This is a genomic window from Microbacterium sp., from assembly GCF_035556355.1.
Classification (GTDB): Bacteria; Actinomycetota; Actinomycetes; order Actinomycetales; family Microbacteriaceae; genus Microbacterium.
Genome location: NZ_DATMFG010000021.1, coordinates 58,614 through 75,588, shown reverse-complemented (window position 1 = coordinate 75,588; position 16,975 = coordinate 58,614). Strand labels below are relative to the sequence as shown.

15 protein-coding genes and 1 pseudogene are annotated in these 16,975 nt (G+C 69.8%); 3 read left to right on the top strand and 13 right to left on the bottom strand.

Annotated features, from left to right (window positions below; all coding sequences use genetic code 11):
- Positions 1-22 precede the first annotated feature (22 nt).
- From VNR19_RS04900 to VNR19_RS04875, 6 genes are all read right to left on the bottom strand, one after another.
- Positions 23-919, bottom strand: coding sequence for an MBL fold metallo-hydrolase (locus VNR19_RS04900; protein WP_325724474.1), 897 nt, complete (start codon positions 917-919; stop codon positions 23-25).
- Positions 916-1,926 carry a fumarylacetoacetate hydrolase family protein gene (locus tag VNR19_RS04895; RefSeq protein ID WP_325724472.1) on the bottom strand — a complete coding sequence of 337 codons (1,011 nt, stop codon included), beginning with the start codon at positions 1,924-1,926 and terminating at the stop codon, positions 916-918. Before VNR19_RS04895 ends, VNR19_RS04900 begins: the two co-directional genes overlap by 4 nt.
- Positions 1,923-2,930 carry an amidohydrolase family protein gene (locus VNR19_RS04890; protein ID WP_325724470.1) on the bottom strand — a complete coding sequence of 336 codons (1,008 nt, stop codon included), beginning with the start codon at positions 2,928-2,930 and terminating at the stop codon, positions 1,923-1,925. The genes VNR19_RS04895 and VNR19_RS04890 overlap by 4 nt, the downstream gene beginning before the upstream one ends.
- On the bottom strand, positions 2,927-4,063 hold the full coding sequence (locus tag VNR19_RS04885) for an FAD-dependent monooxygenase (protein ID WP_325724469.1): 1,137 nt from the start codon (positions 4,061-4,063) through the stop codon (positions 2,927-2,929). The genes VNR19_RS04890 and VNR19_RS04885 overlap by 4 nt, the downstream gene beginning before the upstream one ends.
- Before the next feature lie 62 nt (positions 4,064-4,125).
- Positions 4,126-5,082: a fumarylacetoacetate hydrolase family protein gene (locus VNR19_RS04880; RefSeq protein ID WP_325724467.1), complete on the bottom strand. Its 957-nt coding sequence runs from the start codon at positions 5,080-5,082 to the stop codon at positions 4,126-4,128.
- An 11-nt stretch (positions 5,083-5,093) separates the two neighbouring features.
- Entirely contained in the window at positions 5,094-6,113 is a 1,020-nt protein-coding gene (locus VNR19_RS04875) for a VOC family protein (protein ID WP_325724465.1), read from the bottom strand.
- A gap of 154 nt (positions 6,114-6,267) precedes the next feature.
- On the opposite strand from VNR19_RS04875, the gene VNR19_RS04870 reads away from it, so the two are divergent.
- The 3 genes from VNR19_RS04870 to VNR19_RS04860 all read left to right on the top strand — a co-directional run bounded on the left by VNR19_RS04870 (position 6,268) and on the right by VNR19_RS04860 (position 8,866).
- Positions 6,268-7,194, top strand: coding sequence for a LysR family transcriptional regulator (locus tag VNR19_RS04870; protein ID WP_325724463.1), 927 nt, complete (start codon positions 6,268-6,270; stop codon positions 7,192-7,194).
- The gene (locus VNR19_RS04865) at positions 7,191-7,577 is read left to right on the top strand and encodes a RidA family protein (protein ID WP_325724461.1); all 387 of its coding nucleotides are present in this window, start codon (positions 7,191-7,193) and stop codon (positions 7,575-7,577) included. Before VNR19_RS04870 ends, VNR19_RS04865 begins: the two co-directional genes overlap by 4 nt.
- A gap of 89 nt (positions 7,578-7,666) precedes the next feature.
- Positions 7,667-8,866, top strand: coding sequence for a flavin reductase (locus tag VNR19_RS04860; RefSeq protein ID WP_325724459.1), 1,200 nt, complete (start codon positions 7,667-7,669; stop codon positions 8,864-8,866).
- 40 nt (positions 8,867-8,906) lie between these two features.
- On the opposite strand, the gene VNR19_RS04855 is transcribed toward VNR19_RS04860, so the two are convergent.
- The 7 genes and pseudogenes from VNR19_RS04855 to VNR19_RS04830 form a co-directional block, all read right to left on the bottom strand.
- The gene (locus VNR19_RS04855; protein WP_325724457.1) at positions 8,907-9,566 is read right to left on the bottom strand and encodes an ABC transporter ATP-binding protein; all 660 of its coding nucleotides are present in this window, start codon (positions 9,564-9,566) and stop codon (positions 8,907-8,909) included.
- Positions 9,567-9,606: 40 nt separating this feature from the next.
- A pseudogene (locus VNR19_RS17285) lies at positions 9,607-10,005 on the bottom strand (ATP-binding cassette domain-containing protein); the annotation flags it as partial.
- Positions 10,006-10,018: 13 nt separating this feature from the next.
- Entirely contained in the window at positions 10,019-11,725 is a 1,707-nt protein-coding gene (locus VNR19_RS04850) for an ABC transporter permease (protein ID WP_325724455.1), read from the bottom strand.
- 81 nt (positions 11,726-11,806) lie between these two features.
- Positions 11,807-13,432: a thiamine pyrophosphate-binding protein gene (locus VNR19_RS04845; protein WP_325724453.1), complete on the bottom strand. Its 1,626-nt coding sequence runs from the start codon at positions 13,430-13,432 to the stop codon at positions 11,807-11,809.
- 28 nt (positions 13,433-13,460) lie between these two features.
- Entirely contained in the window at positions 13,461-14,681 is a 1,221-nt protein-coding gene (locus VNR19_RS04840) for a serine hydrolase domain-containing protein (RefSeq protein ID WP_325724451.1), read from the bottom strand.
- Between the two features lie 40 nt (positions 14,682-14,721).
- Complete coding sequence (locus VNR19_RS04835) at positions 14,722-15,858, bottom strand: LLM class flavin-dependent oxidoreductase (protein ID WP_325724449.1); 1,137 nt, start codon at positions 15,856-15,858, stop codon at positions 14,722-14,724.
- An 11-nt stretch (positions 15,859-15,869) separates the two neighbouring features.
- A complete protein-coding gene (locus VNR19_RS04830) occupies positions 15,870-16,904 on the bottom strand; it encodes an LLM class flavin-dependent oxidoreductase (RefSeq protein ID WP_325724448.1) in 1,035 nt (344 codons plus the stop codon).
- Positions 16,905-16,975: the final 71 nt, after the last annotated feature.

Here is a 16,975-nt window from a genome sequence, read left to right as displayed (position 1 = left end):
CGGCCCGTCAGCGGGAACGCGATCACGCGTGGCACGAGAGGGACTGGCGTCCGTTGTACTCGTACATGTCCTCCCACGCGGCGGCGAAGTCGGCCTCGCCTCCGTCGAGCTCAGCCATCGCGCGGTGCAGGTTGCCGACGATGCGCTCCTGCTCGATGAGCCGGCCGAACTCACCGAGGTCGAGCGAGCGAGCCGCCTCGAGCGGGGTGAGGCCGCGAGCGCGGGCATCCTCGGCGGCGGCGATGAGGAAGCGCAGGTAGGCGGCGACGGGCTCGAAGAGCTCAGGACCGCCCACCTCGCCGTGACCGGGCACGACGGTGACGGGGTCGAGCGCCGCCATCTGCTCCAGCGCGCCCAACCAGCCCGCGGGCGAGCCCGACAGGGCGAACGGCGTGCCGCCGTTGAACACGAGGTCGCCCGTGAAGAGCACGCGCTGCTCGGGCAGCCACACGTACGAGTCGCCGGGAGTGTGCGCGCGGATGCCCGGGTGCCGCACCTCGATCCGGAGGCCCGCGGGGTCGAGCGTGACACCGTCGTCGAACACGAGCGTCGGCACGCGCGGGCGGGCGTCGCCCTGCTCGAACGGCTCGAAGATGTGCGGCGCGAGTCGGTGCGGGCGCTGCAGATCGTCGCCGACCGAGCGGTGCGCGATGACCTCGGCCTCCGGCACGAGCGACGCGCCGTTGCAGTGGTCGGGGTGCGAGTGCGTGAACACGACGCGTCGCGGCTCGCGTCGGGTCACGTCCGCGACCGCGTCGAGATAAGCGCGAGTGCGGCGCTCGGTCGACGTCAGGTCGACGCTCGTGACGACGTCGCCGGCGATCACGCCCATGTTGTTGACCATCCAGCCGCCGTCGGGCTGCACGTACGCCCAGACTCCGTCGGCGATCTCCTCCAGGCGCGGCTCGTCGTTCGTCAAGATCCACTCCCCTCGCCGGCGGCTCCGTCCCGGTGGCGGTTGCGCGGACGCGGACGTGCCCGAAGCACCTCGGGCGCCGGTACGGGCGCGCCCACCGTGTTCACGAGCTCGCCGATCCCCTCGATCACGAGCCGCACCTCATCGCCCTCGGTGAGTGGCGGCGGGGTGAGCCCGCGGTTGCGGCCCCACAACTCGCCGAGGCATCCGCCGTTGCCCACCGTTCCCGAGCCGAGCACGTCGCCCGGCACGACGCGCGAGTTGCGCGACGCGTACGCGACGAGCTCGGGGAACGGCCATCCCGCATTCGACAGCAGGTCCTCGCCGATGCGCTCGCCGTTGATCCACGCCTCGGCGCGCACCGCGAGGAAGCCGTCTTCGTCGAGGTACGGCTCGAGCTCGTCGGCCGTGACGATCCACGGCCCGAGCGTCATCCCGAAGTCCTTGCCCTTCGCCGGGCCGAGGCGCACCTTCATCTCGCGCGCCTGCAGGTCGCGCGCGGACCAGTCGTTCATGATCGTGTAGCCGAAGATGGCGGATGCCGCCTCCGACGCCGTGAGGTTCGACTCGCCGACGCCCGGCGCCGCGCCGATGACCATCGCGAGCTCGAGCTCGAAGTCGAGCCGCTCCGTCACGGGAGGCCGCACGACCTCGCCCGGACCCGAGATCGTGTGCGGATTCGTGAAGTAGAACGTCGGGGCTTCGTACCACTCGGGCGCCACATTGCTCTTGCCCTCGACCCCGGCGCTCACGCCCTCGACGTGCTCCTCGAACGCGACGAAGTCGCGGACCGCGGCGGGCAAGACCGGCGCGAGCAGTCGCACGTCGGCCAGCGGAGTGCCCGGGGCATCGGTCACCCGCTCGTGCAGTGCCGCCGTCTCGGCCAGTCCACGCGCGAGCACGTCGGCCACGGTCAGGCCGTCGGGGAACGGCACGACGCGATCGTCGATGATGAAGCCTTCTCCCACCGCTCCGCGGGGGCCCGGGTCTGTCCAGCGTGCGATCCTCATGCCCGCACCCTCGTCTCGAGAAGCGCGTCGGCGTTGGCGCCGAGCACGCGATCGGTCGTCGCGTCGTCGAGGCCTGCTGCGCGCACGAACGCCGCGGGATCCTCGAGACCCATGTCGAACGGGTAGTCGCTGCCGAGCACGACCTGCGACGCGCCGGCGACCTCGATGAGGTGCCGCAGCGCGCCCGCGTCGTGCACGACCGTGTCGAACCACAGCCGCTTCAAGTACGACGACGGCTCGTGCTCGCAGCCGCGCGCCTCGGGCCGCACACGCCACGCGTGGTCGCTGCGGCCGATCGCTGTGGGCAGGTAGCCGCCTCCGTGCGCGGCGACGATCTTGAGCGTCGGATGCCGGTCGAGCACGCCCGCGAAGATGAGGTGCGACAGCGCGACCGCGTTCTCGACCGGCTGCCCGACGGTGTTCGCGAGGTAGAACCGGTCGAGGCGCTCGTCGAGCGAGCACCCGAACGGATGCAGGAACACGACCGCGCCGAGTTCCGCGACCCGTGCCCACATCGGCTCGAGCCGCGGGTCCGACAGCTCGACGTCGCCGGCGAACGAGGAGATCTCGATGCCGGCGAGCCCACGACCGAGGATCGCGTCGTCGACGCACTCGACGATGCGGGACGGATGCTGCAGCGGCACAACCCCGAGACCCGTGAGCCGATCGGGCGCCTGCGCCACGTGCTCGGCCACGAGACGGTTCGCCTCCTGCGCGATCCACACCGCGAGGCCCTCCGGCGCCCACGGGTAGAAGTGGTTCGGCGACACGCTCACCCACTGCCGGTCCACGCCCTGAGCATCCATGTCGGCGAGGCGCACGGTGAGGTCGGTGAGCTTCGGGATGCGCGCGCCGACCATCGCGCCCGAGATGCGCTGGCTCTCGGGACCGTGGCGCTTGAGCTCGAGCGCGGCCGCCTGCGCGACCCCCTCGGGCGCGCGCCGTTCGACCTCGGCGTGCAGCGCGGGCAGCAGCAGGTGCGCGTGGACGTCGACAACCGTCATGCGGGCTGCGCCATCTGCTGGGCGATGCCGAAGATGAGGCCGCCGGCGTCGGCGTCGCGGTCTCCGTCGATCTGCCACTGCGCGAGCTGGACGGATGCCTCGACCACCGCCTTGGCGCGCGGCAGACGCCGCGCGTGGAACGCGTCCCACAGCTCTTGGTCGACGGCGTCGCGCGTCGTGAGCAGCTCGGTGAGCACGAGCGCGTCCTCGAGGCCCTGCGCCGCACCCTGCGCGATCGTCGGAGGGCACGAGTGGGCGGCGTCGCCGATGATGACGACGCGGCCGCGGTTCCAGGGCGCCTCGACGATGTGCTTCGTGAACCACGTGTAGTTCGCGTGCGCGCCCTTCTCGAGGTCGGCGCGGATCGCGTTCCACGGACCGTCGTACGCGCGCGACTCCTCGAGCATGATGCGCGTCGCCTCCTCGTCGGAGACACCGAAGCGGTCCTGAGCCTTCTCGACGAGGAACGCGTACATCGTGCCCTCACCCGTCGGGGTGTAGCCGGCGATGTAGACGGGCCCGCCGTAGTACAGCTCCGTGCGCTGCACCTCGGCCGGACGCGACACGAACGCACGCCAGATGCCCATCCCGTTCGGCTCGGGCTTCGTATCGACGCCGAGCGCGTCGCGCACGGTCGAGTTGAGGCCGTCCGCCCCGATGAGCAGGTCGTACACACCCGCGGGCTCATCGTTGACCGAGACCTCGACCGCGGCATCCGCCGTCTCGGCGAAGCCGGTCACCTTCGCTCCGAACCGGACGTTCGCGCCCGCGCGCTGCGCATGGTCGAGCAGGATCTCGGCGAGCGCGGGGCGGGGCATGCCCATCGCCGCCGGGTAGTCGGGGCCGCCGGTCTTGACGTCCGGCAGCTCGGCCACGATCGGCGCGCCCGGGCCGGGCGCGCGCAGGTTGAGCCCCTCGAACGCGAAGCCCGCCGCGCGGATGTCGTCCCATGCGCCGAGCGCGTCGAACACGCGCAGGGCGTTGCCCTGCAGCGAGATGCCGGAGCCGAGCGCCGTCAACTCGGGCTTGGCCTCGAACACGTCGACCTCGACGCCCGCCTTCGCGAGCTGGATCGCCGCGGCCAGGCCCACGGCGCCGGCTCCGGCGATGGCGACCTTGTTCACTGCGGTCATTTCTCAGAACCTCCCTGTTCTGGTGTCGTTTCGTCTCGTCGTCGCGCCCCGTGGCGCGCAGGTCACTCCCTCTCGGCGACGCAGCGCACGACCTGCGTGCCGAGCCCTTCGATCGTGCCCGTCATGACATCGCCGTCGCGAAGGAACCTCTTCCAATGCTGTCCGTTGCCCGCGGGCGAGCCCGTCAGCAGCAGGTCGCCCGGCAGCAGCGGCATGTTCTGCGACGCCCCCGAGATGAGCGCGGGGATGTCGAAGAGGAGATCGCTCGTCGACGCGTCCTGCATGACCTCGCCGTTGAGCTCGAGGCGCACCTCGAGGTCCGAGCCGTCGACGAACGGCGCCGGCACGAGGAACGGACCCGTCGGCAGGAAGCCGGGGGCGTTCTTCGCGCGATACCAGTCCGTGCCGATCTCTTTCATGTCCTTGCGGAACACGAGGTCGCGCGTCGTGATGTCGTTGACGATCGTGTAGCCGGCGACGTGGTCGAGCGCCTCCTCGCGCGAGACGCGGAACGCCTCGCGCCCGACCACGACGGCGAGCTCGAGTTCCCAGTCGTGCACGTCGCTGTACGCGGGCAGCACGAGCGGCACGTCGTCGCCGACGACGCACGCGGGCAGCCCGATGAAGAAGTACGGCTCGCCGTTCGCCTTGCGGTCGTCCATGAGCTTCGCCGCGAACTCGCGCGCTTCCTCCGGCGTCCGGTCGGAGTCCTGCGTGAGCCCGGCGACGACGAGCTCGATCACGTGCTGGCGGTAGTTCGCGCCCGTCTGCAGCACCTGTCTCGGCTCGACGGGAGCGGTGAGCGTGACGTCGGCGAGCGGATGCCAGTCGCCGTCGCGCTCGGCGAGCGACGCGAGACGATCCCAGTCGGGCGCCGCGAGGAAGTCGTTGAGCGTCGGCGCGCCGAGCTCGTCGGGGGTGAGCGCGCGCACGCGCTCACCCGTCGCGAGCCCGAGGCGGATCGCTTCGCCGTCGCGGAAGCGGACGAGGGCGAAGGGTGCGGGTGTCGTGGTCGCCATGTGTCCGGGTCTCAGCCCTGTCCGTGCTTGGCGTGCGGGTTGAGCAGCGCCGCGCGGATCTCGTCGGGCACGCCCTCCTCCGTCGCACTCGGGCCGTCGGCCGCGGGGAACGACTCCGTCATCGACATCGGCATCGCTCCGTTGCGGTACATGTTGTTCGATCCCTGCGACGGCCGCCACGTGTTGGCCTCCCAGTCGGGGACGTAGTTGCGGTAGCCGCCTGTGTTGAGCTCGATGCGCAGGCTCGATGGCTCACGGTAGTAGAGGAAGTTCTGCTCGCCGATGCCGTGGATGGACGGGCCGTACTCGATCGCGATGCCGTTCTCCATGAGGGTGTCGGCGGCGATCAGCAGCTCCTCGCGCGTGTCGACCCAGAACGCGTAGTGGTTGATGCGTCCGGCGCGGGTCGAGCCGTCGCGGACGACGCCGAGGTCGTGCGACTTCTCGTTCGTGGTGAGCACCGAGAAGACGGAGATCGGAGCCTCGTCCAGGACCGTCCGGGCCATGAAGCGGAAGCCGAGCACGTCGACGTACCACTTGACGAACTCGTCGACGTCGCTCGCGGCGACCGTGACGTGGTCGAGCTGGCGCGGAGCGCCGGCGACCTTCGACCGCTTCTCGGGACGGTCGGGGAAGATCGAGGCCTCCGCTCCGCCCGCCTGGTGACGCGTGACATCCCAGTGCAGGGTCATCGAGTGGCCGAAGGGACCCGTGAACCGGTACGCGCGGCCGATCTTGTGCACGTCGTCGAGCCATTCGCCCTGGACGCCGGCGGCCTCGATGCGCTTCGCCGCCTCATCGAGCGCCTCGGCGCTCGTCGTGCGCCAGGCCATCGTGTGCAGCGATGGCTCATCGCCCGGCACGATGACGAGCGAGTACGCGTAGTAGTCGCCCCAGCAGCGCATGTACACCGTGCCGTCGACGCGGTCCGCGACCGTGAGGCCCACCTGCTCCTCGTAGAACTTCACCGACGCCTCGACGTCCGGAGACGTGACGGCGATGTAAGAGAGGTGCGAGAGCAGCTTGATCATCTTCGATCCCTTCCATCAAGCGTTCGGGTGTGATCCCTGCGTCCAGCCTCCGACGTCCGTCCACATCAGGGAAGCCGAATTCAACGATGTGGACCATCATCGGTGTTTATATGCTGGGACGACCCGAACCGTCCGCGAAGGGAGGCGCAGCGAAGTGTCGGACCACCCTCCGCTGTCCCGCCTCGACCTCAACCTGCTCGTCGCCCTGGATGCGCTGCTCACCGAACGCAGCGTGACCCGCGCGGCGCAGCGACTGCACTTGAGCCAGCCTGCGCTCAGCGCGTCGCTCGCCCGCCTGCGGACGCACTTCGGAGACGCGATCCTCGCGCGCCGCGGCAACGCGTACGAGCTGACGCCGCTCGCGATCCGGCTCACCGAGTACACCTCCGCAGCACTCGAGGCGGCGCGCCGGGTGTTCGACGCACAGGCCGACTGGTCGCCCGAGGACTCCACGCGCGAGTTCTCGATCTACGGCTCGGACTACAGCTTCGCCACGATCGGCCGCGCCGCCTCCCGCCTCGCCGCGGAGCGGGCTCCGGGCGTGCGCTTCCGGTTCATGCTGCACAGCCCCGCGATCATCGACGACATCGATACGCGGCTGCGGTACGTCGACGGCCTCCTCATCCCCCACGGTTTCCTCACGGACCTGCCCTTCGTCGATCTGCGCAGCGATGATTGGCTCATCGTCGCGTCGGCCGACAACGAGCGCGCGGCGGACGGCGTGACGATGGAGCTCATCGCAGACTCGCCGTGGGTGTTCACCTACCAGTCGCGCACGGCCTTCACGTCGGCGAGCCGCCAGTTGCAGCACCTCGGTATCGAACCCCGCATCTCGGCGGTCGTGGAGAGCTTCCTCACGCTCCCGCTCTTCGTCGCGGGAACGGATCGGCTGGGCCTCGTCCAGGCGGGTCTCGCGCCGATCATCGAGGCGTCCGGCGACGTCGTGCTGCACGAGCCGCCGTTCGACGCCACCCCCGTCAAGAACGCGCTGTGGTGGCATCCGGTCCACGACCGCGACCCCGAGCACGAATGGATGCGCGCCCTGTTCGCCGAGGCCGCGCACGGCGAGGCATCCGCATGACCCCTCGTGAATCCGTCGACCTGCCCGGCTTCGAGCACAGGAATCCGATTCCCGCCGCGAGCCGGAAGGGACCCTTCGTGTTCTCCGGCGCATTGACGGGCCGCGACCCCGAGACGGGCGAACTGCCGGAGACGCTCGACGATCAGGTCGCGAACGTCTTCCGCCACGTGCGCGCGCTCATGGCCGAGGTCGGCGGCACGACCGACGACATCATGAAGATGACCGTGTGGCTCGTGGACCACCGCAACCGGGCCTCGCTCAACCGCGAGTGGGTCGAGCTGTTCCCCGATCCGTCGTCGCGCCCCGCCCGTCACGTCGTGAAGGCCGAGCTCGACGCGGGCGTCCTCGTGCAGGCCGACGTCACCGCGATCCTCGGCGATTGACGCCGAGCATCCCGGCGGGGCATCCGGCGGGGACGCGGTTCGCACCCGTACCTGGGCCGCGGGAACGAATCTGTGTAATCTATATCACTATGACAACGGCGTCTTTCCCTGAGATCCAGCAGCGCGAGTTCAGAACGGTGCTCGGGCACTTCCCGACGGGCGTTTGCGTCGTCACCGCGATGGAAGGCGACGAGCCGATCGGCATGGTCGTCGGATCCTTCACCTCGGTGTCGCTCGATCCCCCGCTCGTGGCGTTCCTCGCCGATCGGTCCTCCTCGACCTTCCCCCGCATCCGCGAGGCGACCTCGTTCTGCGTCAACGTGCTCGCGGCAGATCAGGAGTCGCTCTGCCGGGCGTTCGCGACGCGTGGAGCCGATAGGTTCTCCGGCACCTCCTGGCGCCCCGCCCCGTCGGGCGCGCCGATCCTCGAGAACGTCGTCGCATGGATCGACTGCGTGCCGGACGTGATCCACGAGGCGGGTGATCACTACATCTACATCGGGCGCGTGACCGACCTCGCGGTCGAGAACCCGACACTCCCGCTGCTCTTCTTCCAGGGCGGGTACGGGGCGTTCTCGCTCGGCTCCCTCGTCATGGGCGCTCAGTCGGCGCTGGCCGAGCACCTCGTGCTCGCCGATCGCGCGCGCGACGAGATGACGGCGCTCGCGAAGCGCAGCGGCATCGAGGTCCTCGCCCTCGTCCCGAGCGCCGAGAGCTTCATCCTCGTGGCATCCGCCTCGCCGAGCGGCGCGACGGCGCCGCTGCGGATCGGCACCGCCCTCCCGTTCGCGCCGCCCGCGGGCCGCGTGTTCGTCGCGTGGGCCGGACGGGAGTGCATCGACGCGTGGTACGCCCGCAGCCCCGTGCCGCTCACGGATGCCGAGCGCGCGAGGCTCGACATCGAGGTCGACGCGGTACGACGGCACGGCTGGACCCCCGCGTTCTACTCCGACCGGATGGAGGACCTGTGGGAGACGCTCAGCCAGATCGGCAGGGTCGGCCAGACTCCGATGCTCGTGCGGCACGCAGCCGAGCTCGTCGCTTCGCTCGAGCGGCACAGCACGCCGGAGGACGTCGATGAGGCGACCGCCGGCTCCGTCCAGTCCGTGATGGCACCGGTGTTCGACGCCCGCGCCCAGGCCGTGCTCATGCTGTCGATCTCCGGCATCCCACGCAGCTCTTCGCTCGAGCGCGTCGAAGCCCTCCGCGATGACCTGCTCGCGGTGTGCGCCCGCGTCACCGATTCGATCGGCGGCCGTCTGCCGCCGGAGCTCGCGCGCACGCACTGATCCTGGGGCGAGCCGCGACGGGTGGCGGGCCGAATCTGCGCTACGCCGCCACGGCCGGTGCGTCGGATGCCGCGAACGACCGCAGCCGCCGCAAGTCGATCGCCACTTCAATGTCGTCGCCGGGCTCGAGCCCGCGCGCCCGGTCGTCGAAGACCCGCGCGTGGAGGCGCTGGCCGTTGACGTCGACGACGACGTCCGAGTGACGCCCGCCGTACTCCGCGGTGACGAGCCGGCCATGCAGGACGAGCTCGCCCTGCCCCGCCGCCCTGCTTTCGCGCAGCACCTGGACGTCCTCGGGTAGCACGCACGAGACCGCACCCTCGGCGCCCGCTACTCCGAGGACGTCGACGGATGCCTCGGCCCCCGACTCCGAACGCCACACCATGCCGTCGCGCGTCCATTCGATGCGGTTCGAAAGCCCGATGAACGAGGCGACGTACTCCGTCGCGGGCCGCTGAAACAGGTGCTCCGGCGTAGCGATCTGCTCGATCCGGCCGTCCCGCATGATCGCGATACGGTCTCCGAGCGCGAGCGCCTCGTCCTGGTCGTGGGTGACGAGCACCGCGGTGAAGCCGAGCTCCTGGTGGAGCTCCTTGATCTCGGTGCGGACCTGGTGCCGCAGCTTCGCGTCGAGGTTGCTGAGCGGCTCGTCCATCAGCACGAGAGCCGGCTGCGCGACGAGCCCGCGCGAGCGCGACACGCTGCTGCTGCCCGCCGCTGAGCTGACCGGGATAGCGATCGGCGAGTTCCGTGCACCGCACGAGCTCGAGCGCCTTGTCCGGCCAGTGCTCGCGCAGCCCTTGGCGCACGCGGCGCACCTTGAGCGGGTACGCGACGTTCTGGCGCACAGTCATGTGCGGCCACAGCGCGTACGACTGGAAGACCATGCCCACGTCCCGCTTGTGCGTCGGCACGTTGACGCGCGCAGCGCCGTCGAAGATGGTCTGCTCGCCGAACCGGAGCGTTCCACCGTCGGGCGTCTCGAGGCCCGCGATGCAACGGAGTGTCGTGGTCTTGCCGCATCCGCTCGGCCCGAGGAGGACGAGGAACTCGCCGTCGTCGATCACGAGGTCAAGCCCCTCGACCACGACATTCCCGCCGTACTCCTTGGTCAGGCCGTCGATCGTCACACTCGCCATTGCCGCACCCCTCTCAGAGCCTGTCGAGCACGGTGCGCCCGCCGACGCTCACGGCGATGATCAAGCCCACCGCCGTCACGGCGGACATGATGATGCTCATCACGGCGACCATGGGATAGGTCGCGTACACCCACTGCTGGTAGAGCAGCGTGCCCAGCACCTGCGTGGTCGTGGAGCGCACGAACAACGAGGCCGCGAACTCGTGCGTGAGGATCACGAACATCAGCACGCTCGCGCCCGCAAGCGAGCCGCGCATCATCGGCACGAGCACTGTGACGTGAGCACGTAGCGGGCTCGCGCCCGCGGCCCGGGCGGCATCCTCGAAAGCAGAACCGAGCGCCAGGCGCGCAGTCAGCTGCATGCGGACCGAGAACGGCAGCACGAGCACGATGTACACGAGCACGATGAGGATCGGGTTGCCGTAGAGCAGGAACGGGTTGCCGAGGTACGTGTAGAGGAACGACACGCCGAAGACCACGGCCGGGATGCCGAGCGGGATCTGCACGAGCACGTCGACGATCGCACGCACCACGCCGCTTCCCCGCCTCCGGTACAGCAGCTCGGCCACGAGGTACCCGAGCGGAAGCGCGATCGCCATCGCGACGAGCGACGTCCAGATGCTCGTCCACAGGGCATCCGTGATCGCCGTCGTCTCGAACGCCTTCACGTAGTTGTCGAACGTCAGGGTCGCGAAGTCGACCATGCCGGTCCAATAAACTTGCAGCGACACGAAGATGATCGCCGCGAACGGCAGGACGAGCGTGAAGATCCCGTACGTCGCGATTACCGGAACGGCGAGCCGTGAGGGCTTGATCGGACGAGAGGCTCCCTTCAGCCCGACGCTGACGAACCGGAAGTCCCTTCTCAGCAGCAGCCGCTGGGCGATGATGAAGACCACGCCCGCGATCAGCAGCGGCGACGCGACGGCGGCGGCCACCGGGAAGTCGGTGGGGTCCTGACCGCCGAACCGGTACACCTCCGTCGCGAGCACGCGGATGCCGTCGCGCACGCCGAGGAACTGCGGTGCGGTGAGCTGTCCGAGACCGAGCAGCAGGGCGAACGCCGTCGAGTAGACGAGCGCCGGCCGCAACGACGGGATCACGACCGAGAAGAACGCGCGCATCGGCGACGCCCCCGCGACGGAGGCGGACTCGATCGTCTCGAAGTTGAGCTGCCGCAGGCTCGACTGGACGAAGAGGAAAATGAGCGGCACCATCTGCAGGCCGGTCACGAAGATGATGCCGGGGACGGTGTAGATGTTCAGCGGACCGCTCGGCATGCCGACCGCGGGGACCTCGACATCGACGAACGGCAGCGCCCGCAGGAAGATGTTGATGTACCCGACGGTCGGCGAGAGAAGGAACGCCCATCCGACGACGACGGCGACGGCAGGCAGCACGACGGGCAGGACGGGGACGACGGCGAGCCACGCCGCGCGCCGCGGCAGGCGCTGCGCGAACCACGCGAGTGCGGTTCCGAGCACCACCGAGATGATGAGGGAGCCCACGCCCAGGAGGGCTGTCGTCACCAGAGTGGTCCCGATACCGGGCACCTCGAGGGCCTCTTGATAGGCGCGACCGCCATCCTCGAGAGCGAGGATCTGGATCTGGGCGAGCGGGAAGACGACGAGGTACACGAGGACCAGGAGCAGCCCGACGCCGAGGCCGTGCCTGCGAACCCACAGTCCGAACGTGGGACGCCGATCGCCTTCGTCCGGCATCTGCCCTCCGCCCTGTTGCGAATCCGTCGAAGTGTTAATAGTTAGCAATGATTGCATGTTTAGAACGCCTCTGCTACTCGGTCAGTGCGGCGCGGATGCGTCGTGGAAGCCGACGATCGCGCGAGGGTCGAGGCGCACGTCGATGAGGAGCGGCCGGGCGCGGTCCGTCATCGCCGCCTCCACCGCCGGGAGGTCGTCCATCGACGTCACCGTCACGGCGTCGAACCCTAGGGCCCGTGCCATGTCGCCGAAATCGGGCCAGTCGAACGTCGTCAGGTCGAGCGCCAGCTGCGCGTCCGCGCTGTCCGACGCCAGATAGAGGTGGTACTCGGAGCTGTAGGAGCGATCGTTCATCACGACGACGATGAGATCGAGCGAGTTCCGCACGGCGGTGTGCAGCTCGTAGTGCGACATCATGAATGCGCCGTCGCCGATGACGAGGACCGTGGGCGCCGCCGGTCGCGCGACGGCGACCCCGATCGACGCGCCCAGCGCAAGGCCGATCGACCCGAAGCCGCCGATCGGCGCGAGCCAGTGCCGCGGATCCTCGACCGTCAGGTGCTGCATGGGCGCGATGACGTAGCGTCCGCCGTCGGTGACGACGTTCGCGGCATCCGGCTTCGCCTCTTCGAGCCAGCGCGTGAACGCGTGGAGCTCGACCGTCCCCGGAGAGGTCGGAGAAGGGGCGGATGCGGCGGGGGCGGACCACTGCTCCCGACGCGGCGCACCGCGCCGGTCCAGCTCGGCATCGACGGCGACGGCGACGTCTCGGGCGTCGCCGATGACAGCGAGGGTCGCGGGGTACGTGAGACCGATGTGCTCGCGCTCGCGATCGACTTGGATGACCGCCTTGCCCTCGAGGAGGGCGCCATGGTCGCCCGTCCACTCGTTGAGGCCGGCTCCGAACGCGATGATCAGGTCGGCGTCGCGGATCACCGACTTCGCGTGCGGCGAGGAGAACCCGCCGAACGTCCCGATGCTCGCCGGCGAGCCCGAGAAGAAGCTCTTCGCCTTCATCGTCGTGGCGACGGGTGCACCGAGCCGCTCGGCGAGGCGATCGAGCTCGCCGCGCGCGCCCGCCAGATAGGCGCCCCACCCCGCCAGGACGAGCGGCCTCTCCGAGTGCTCGATGAGCGTGGCTGCGGCGTCGATCTCGGCGGGCACGAGAGCGGGTGCGACCGGTTCCTCCGCCGTGAGGTCGGGCGCGGCATCGGGGGCGTCGGACATCGCGATCGACACCGGGAGGTCGAGGACGACCGGCCGCTGCTCGGCGAACGCGAGTCGCACCGCACGGGCCAGGTCCTCGACGGCCGTCTCCGGGCTGCGCACCTCGAGGTACGCGGCTCCCGTCGGCGCGACGACGGATGCCTGGTCGATGCCCTGCACGTTCCCGTGCATCTCGAACCGGTCATCGGCGATGACGAGCAGAGGGCTGTGATTCCGCGCCGCCTCGACGAGGGCGGTGAACGCGTTGGTGAGGGCGGGGCCGGCACCGACGGCGGCGACGCCGAGGCGACCGGTTGAATGCTGGTATCCGAGGGCTCCCAGCACGGCGCCGTCCTCGCGGACCATCCGGATGCAGCGGCCGCCGTGGCGGTTCACGAGGTCGTCGACGATCATCATCGTCCCCGCACCGAGGAGTCCGAATACGGTCGTGACCCCGTGGTCGACGGCGAGGGAGCGGGCGAGTGCTGAGAAGACCTTCATGGAATCCTCCTTCGATGGGGGGTCGGGTTCAGGGTTCGGTGTCGATCTGCCGGTAGACGGCCTCGCAGAACGCGATCACGTCTCGGCGCCGGAAGTGGCCAAGGCGTCCACCGTCGACTCCCGTCGAGACGAACGGCGAGGTCGCCGTCTCGAACTGCGCCATGAGCACGAGCTGGAGGTCGTTCTCGGGGTCGATGAGCCACCACGTCCCGAAGCCGCCCGACCAGCCGTACGACCCTCGTCCGGGTCGGAATCGCGTGGGCAGCGACTCCGGCTCGAGCAGCACGGCCACGCCGTAACCGAAGCCGTGGGTCGCGAAGTACTCGTCCGCGCCGAGCGCCGGCAGCGCGCGCTGCGCGGGGGTGAGGCGGTTCGTCGCGATCGCCGCGACGGACTCCGGCGAGAGCAGCCGCACGCCGTCGATCGCCCCGCTGCCGCGCAGCATGCCGAGGAAGCGCAGATAGTCGCCGACCGTCGAGTACAGCCCGCCGCCCCCCGACTCGAACACAGGGGGTTCCGAGACGACGACGCTCACGTCGACCGGGCCATCCGGGGTCGCGCGGTACATGCGCGCGAGCCGCGGCAGGTCTTGCGGGCGCACCCGGAATCCCGTGTCGCGCATTCCCAGTGGTCCGAAGACCCTCTCCGCCATGACCTCGCCGAGCCCTCTTCCGAGCGCTCGCCGGATGAGCACGCCGAGGATGTCCGTCGAGAGCCCGTACTGGAATCTCGCACCGGGATCGAACGACTGCGGTATCCGCCGCAACCGACCGACCCACTCGTCCGGATCGTGCGGACCGCCCAGCGGCGGGCCGAGTTCGCTCTCCATGCGACGACGCACCTCACCGGTCGCGTCGTGCGCGTAGGGGATGCCGGAGCGCTGGGTGAGCAGGTCCTCCACCGTGATCTCGCGGTGGGCGGCGCGGGTGGCCTCCGCGTCGACGGCGAGCACCTGTCGGCGGGTGAGCTCGGGGATCCACTCCGCGATCGGCGCGTTCAGGCTGAGCCGACCCTCCTCGATGAGCTGGAGCGCGACCACCGTCGTCACCGGCTTGGTCATCGAGGCGATCTGGAAGATGGCCGACTCGTCGATCGGCGCGCCGTCGGTGGTGCGGGTGCCGAGCACGACCGTGGCCGGCGCCGCTCCGCGATGCGAAACGGCGGCGACCGCGCCGATCGGAACGCGCGCGTCCGCATACACGCGCGCCAGCGCGTCGCGCACGACGGTGATGTCGAGTTCGCGGCTCATGTCGCGGCCGACCTGCTTCCGGCTCCCGTGTGCACGTGCGTCACCCACCACTCGCATGGGGGTGGAGCGGAGCGTCCATCTCGTGGATCACGGGCAGGACCTCTTGAGCGAAGAGGCGCACACTCGCCTCAACCTCGGGCAGAGGCATCTCCCCGAAGTACGGATTGATCGTGATCTCGGAGAACGAGCACACCTTCTGAAGCCCGCGTATGCGTTCGATGATCGTCTCGGGTGAGCCGATGAGGAGGTTCGACTCGTCGTAGCGACGCGACTGGCCCATGGTCGCCGCGGTGGCGGCACCGCGCCCCTCGGCATACGCTTCGTACCCCTTGACGCCTTCGAAGTTCGACGGGTCGTCGAAGCCGTAGTGGAGCCGCACGTCACGGTTGGCGTGCTCGATGTAGTCGGCCGCGCGCTGCGCCTCTTCGTCCGACGCCGCGCAGTAGGCGAACAGCACGTTCTTCGGCTGGACGGGTTCCATTCCCGCCGCTCGACGGATCTCGTTGACCCGCCGCACCTCCTGCGCCGCCACGTCGAGCGGCTTGTTGCCGACGAAGAGCGGCGTGAGCCCCGCGCGCGCGTTCTTCTCGAGCGACGGGCCGGTGGACGACGCCCCGTGCAGCCGGGTCGCGAGATCGGGGCTCATCGGCCGCGGGCGGATCGACATCTCGGGGATCGTGAAGATCTCGCCCTCGTACGAGAAGCGCTCCTGGGTGAGCGCGAGCGTCAGGATCTCGATCGTCTCGTCGAGTCGCTCCCGGCTCTCGTCCCGCGGCACGCCGAGCGCGTCGAACTCCGTCTTCGCCACGCCGCGCCCCAGGCCGATGACCTCGTAGCGCCCGCCCGAGAGGTTGTCGAGGTACGCGATCTCGTGCGCGAGCTGCACCGGCTGCCACCACGGCGCGACGATGATCATGGTGCCGAAGCTGATCTGCTCCGTCCGGCCGGCGAAGTACGCGAGCACCTGCAGCGGGTTCGGGCACATCCCGTACGGACTGCCGAAGTGCTGGGGGAACCACAGCCCGTCGAATCCGAGCGGCTCGGCGAGGTCGCCGACCGCATGGATCTTCTCGAGGATCACCGAGTCGGCGATCGCCTGCGGCCGGCTCGTGTCGCGATCGTGGAACCGCATCATGTCGAACGAGTTGTGCGGGCCGAGTCCGAGATTGACCTTCATGCGTTCCCCTGTCAGTCGATGACGTCCGCCGGCCGCTTCTCGATGATGCGCGGCCTCACCTCTTCGGCGATCAGACGGAGGCTCTCGTTCCACCGCTCCGGCTCGTCGATGAAGTCGTAGCCGAGGACGAGCGCCGTGCCCCAGCCGCCCGAGGCCTCGATCATCGCGTTTAGCTTCTCCGCGACCGTCGCGGGGCTGCCGACGTACATGTGGCCGCGCGCGAGCTCGTCGATGGTGGCACCCGGATCCCACACCGGCTTCACCTTCGATCGTTGGGCACGCAGCTGCTCGTGGGGCACCATGTACTCCAGCCACGTGGTGGCGATGGGCCCGTTGCGCACGAGGTCCATCGCCTCGGCATCCGTGTCGGCCACAACGATCGTGAGGGTGACGCGGTGCTGGGAGTGATCCTCCGGAAGCTCGCGCCCGGCCTCGCGGGCCGCGTTGACGTAAGTCCTCCAGTGGTTGGCGATGACGTCGTCGCTCGCCCCGAACGACATCGGGGCGAACCCGCGCGCGCCCGCGAGCTTGATGGACGTCGAGCCCGGGCTCGCACCGCCGAGCGCGACTGTGAGCGAACCTCCGTACGGCCGCAGCGACCGCATCTCCTGCACTTCGCGCGGGACATCCGGCAGCGAGGACTTCCAGTGCGTCCCTTCGTGCTCGAACGGCTCGCCGGCCCAGACCTTCTCCATGACGTCGAGCGACTCGATCGTCATCGCGAGCTTGTCCGCCGCCGGATCGACGCCCTGGAGCATCCCGTCGAACGGGTTCAGTCCGGTGGCGAGCCCGAGGATGTAGCGGCCCTCGGCGATGTTGCTCAGCCACGCCGCCTGCGACGCGAGGTGTCCGGGGTGGTGGTACGGAGCCAGGTGGGCCGCCGGCCCGATCGTGACGCGCTCCGTCTCGAGCGCGGCGTACGCAAGCGCGAGCTCGGGATTCGGGATGCTCCCACGCGTTCGTGAAGTGCTCGCCGATCCACGCCTCGTCGAGGCCGGCGGCCTCGGCCTGCACAGCCTGCTCGACCGCCCAGCGGAAGGTCTCACGCGCCGACCGTTTCGGGTGGATGAACGGCGTCTGGAACAGTCCGAACTTCATCGTGCCTTCCTTGCTGTGC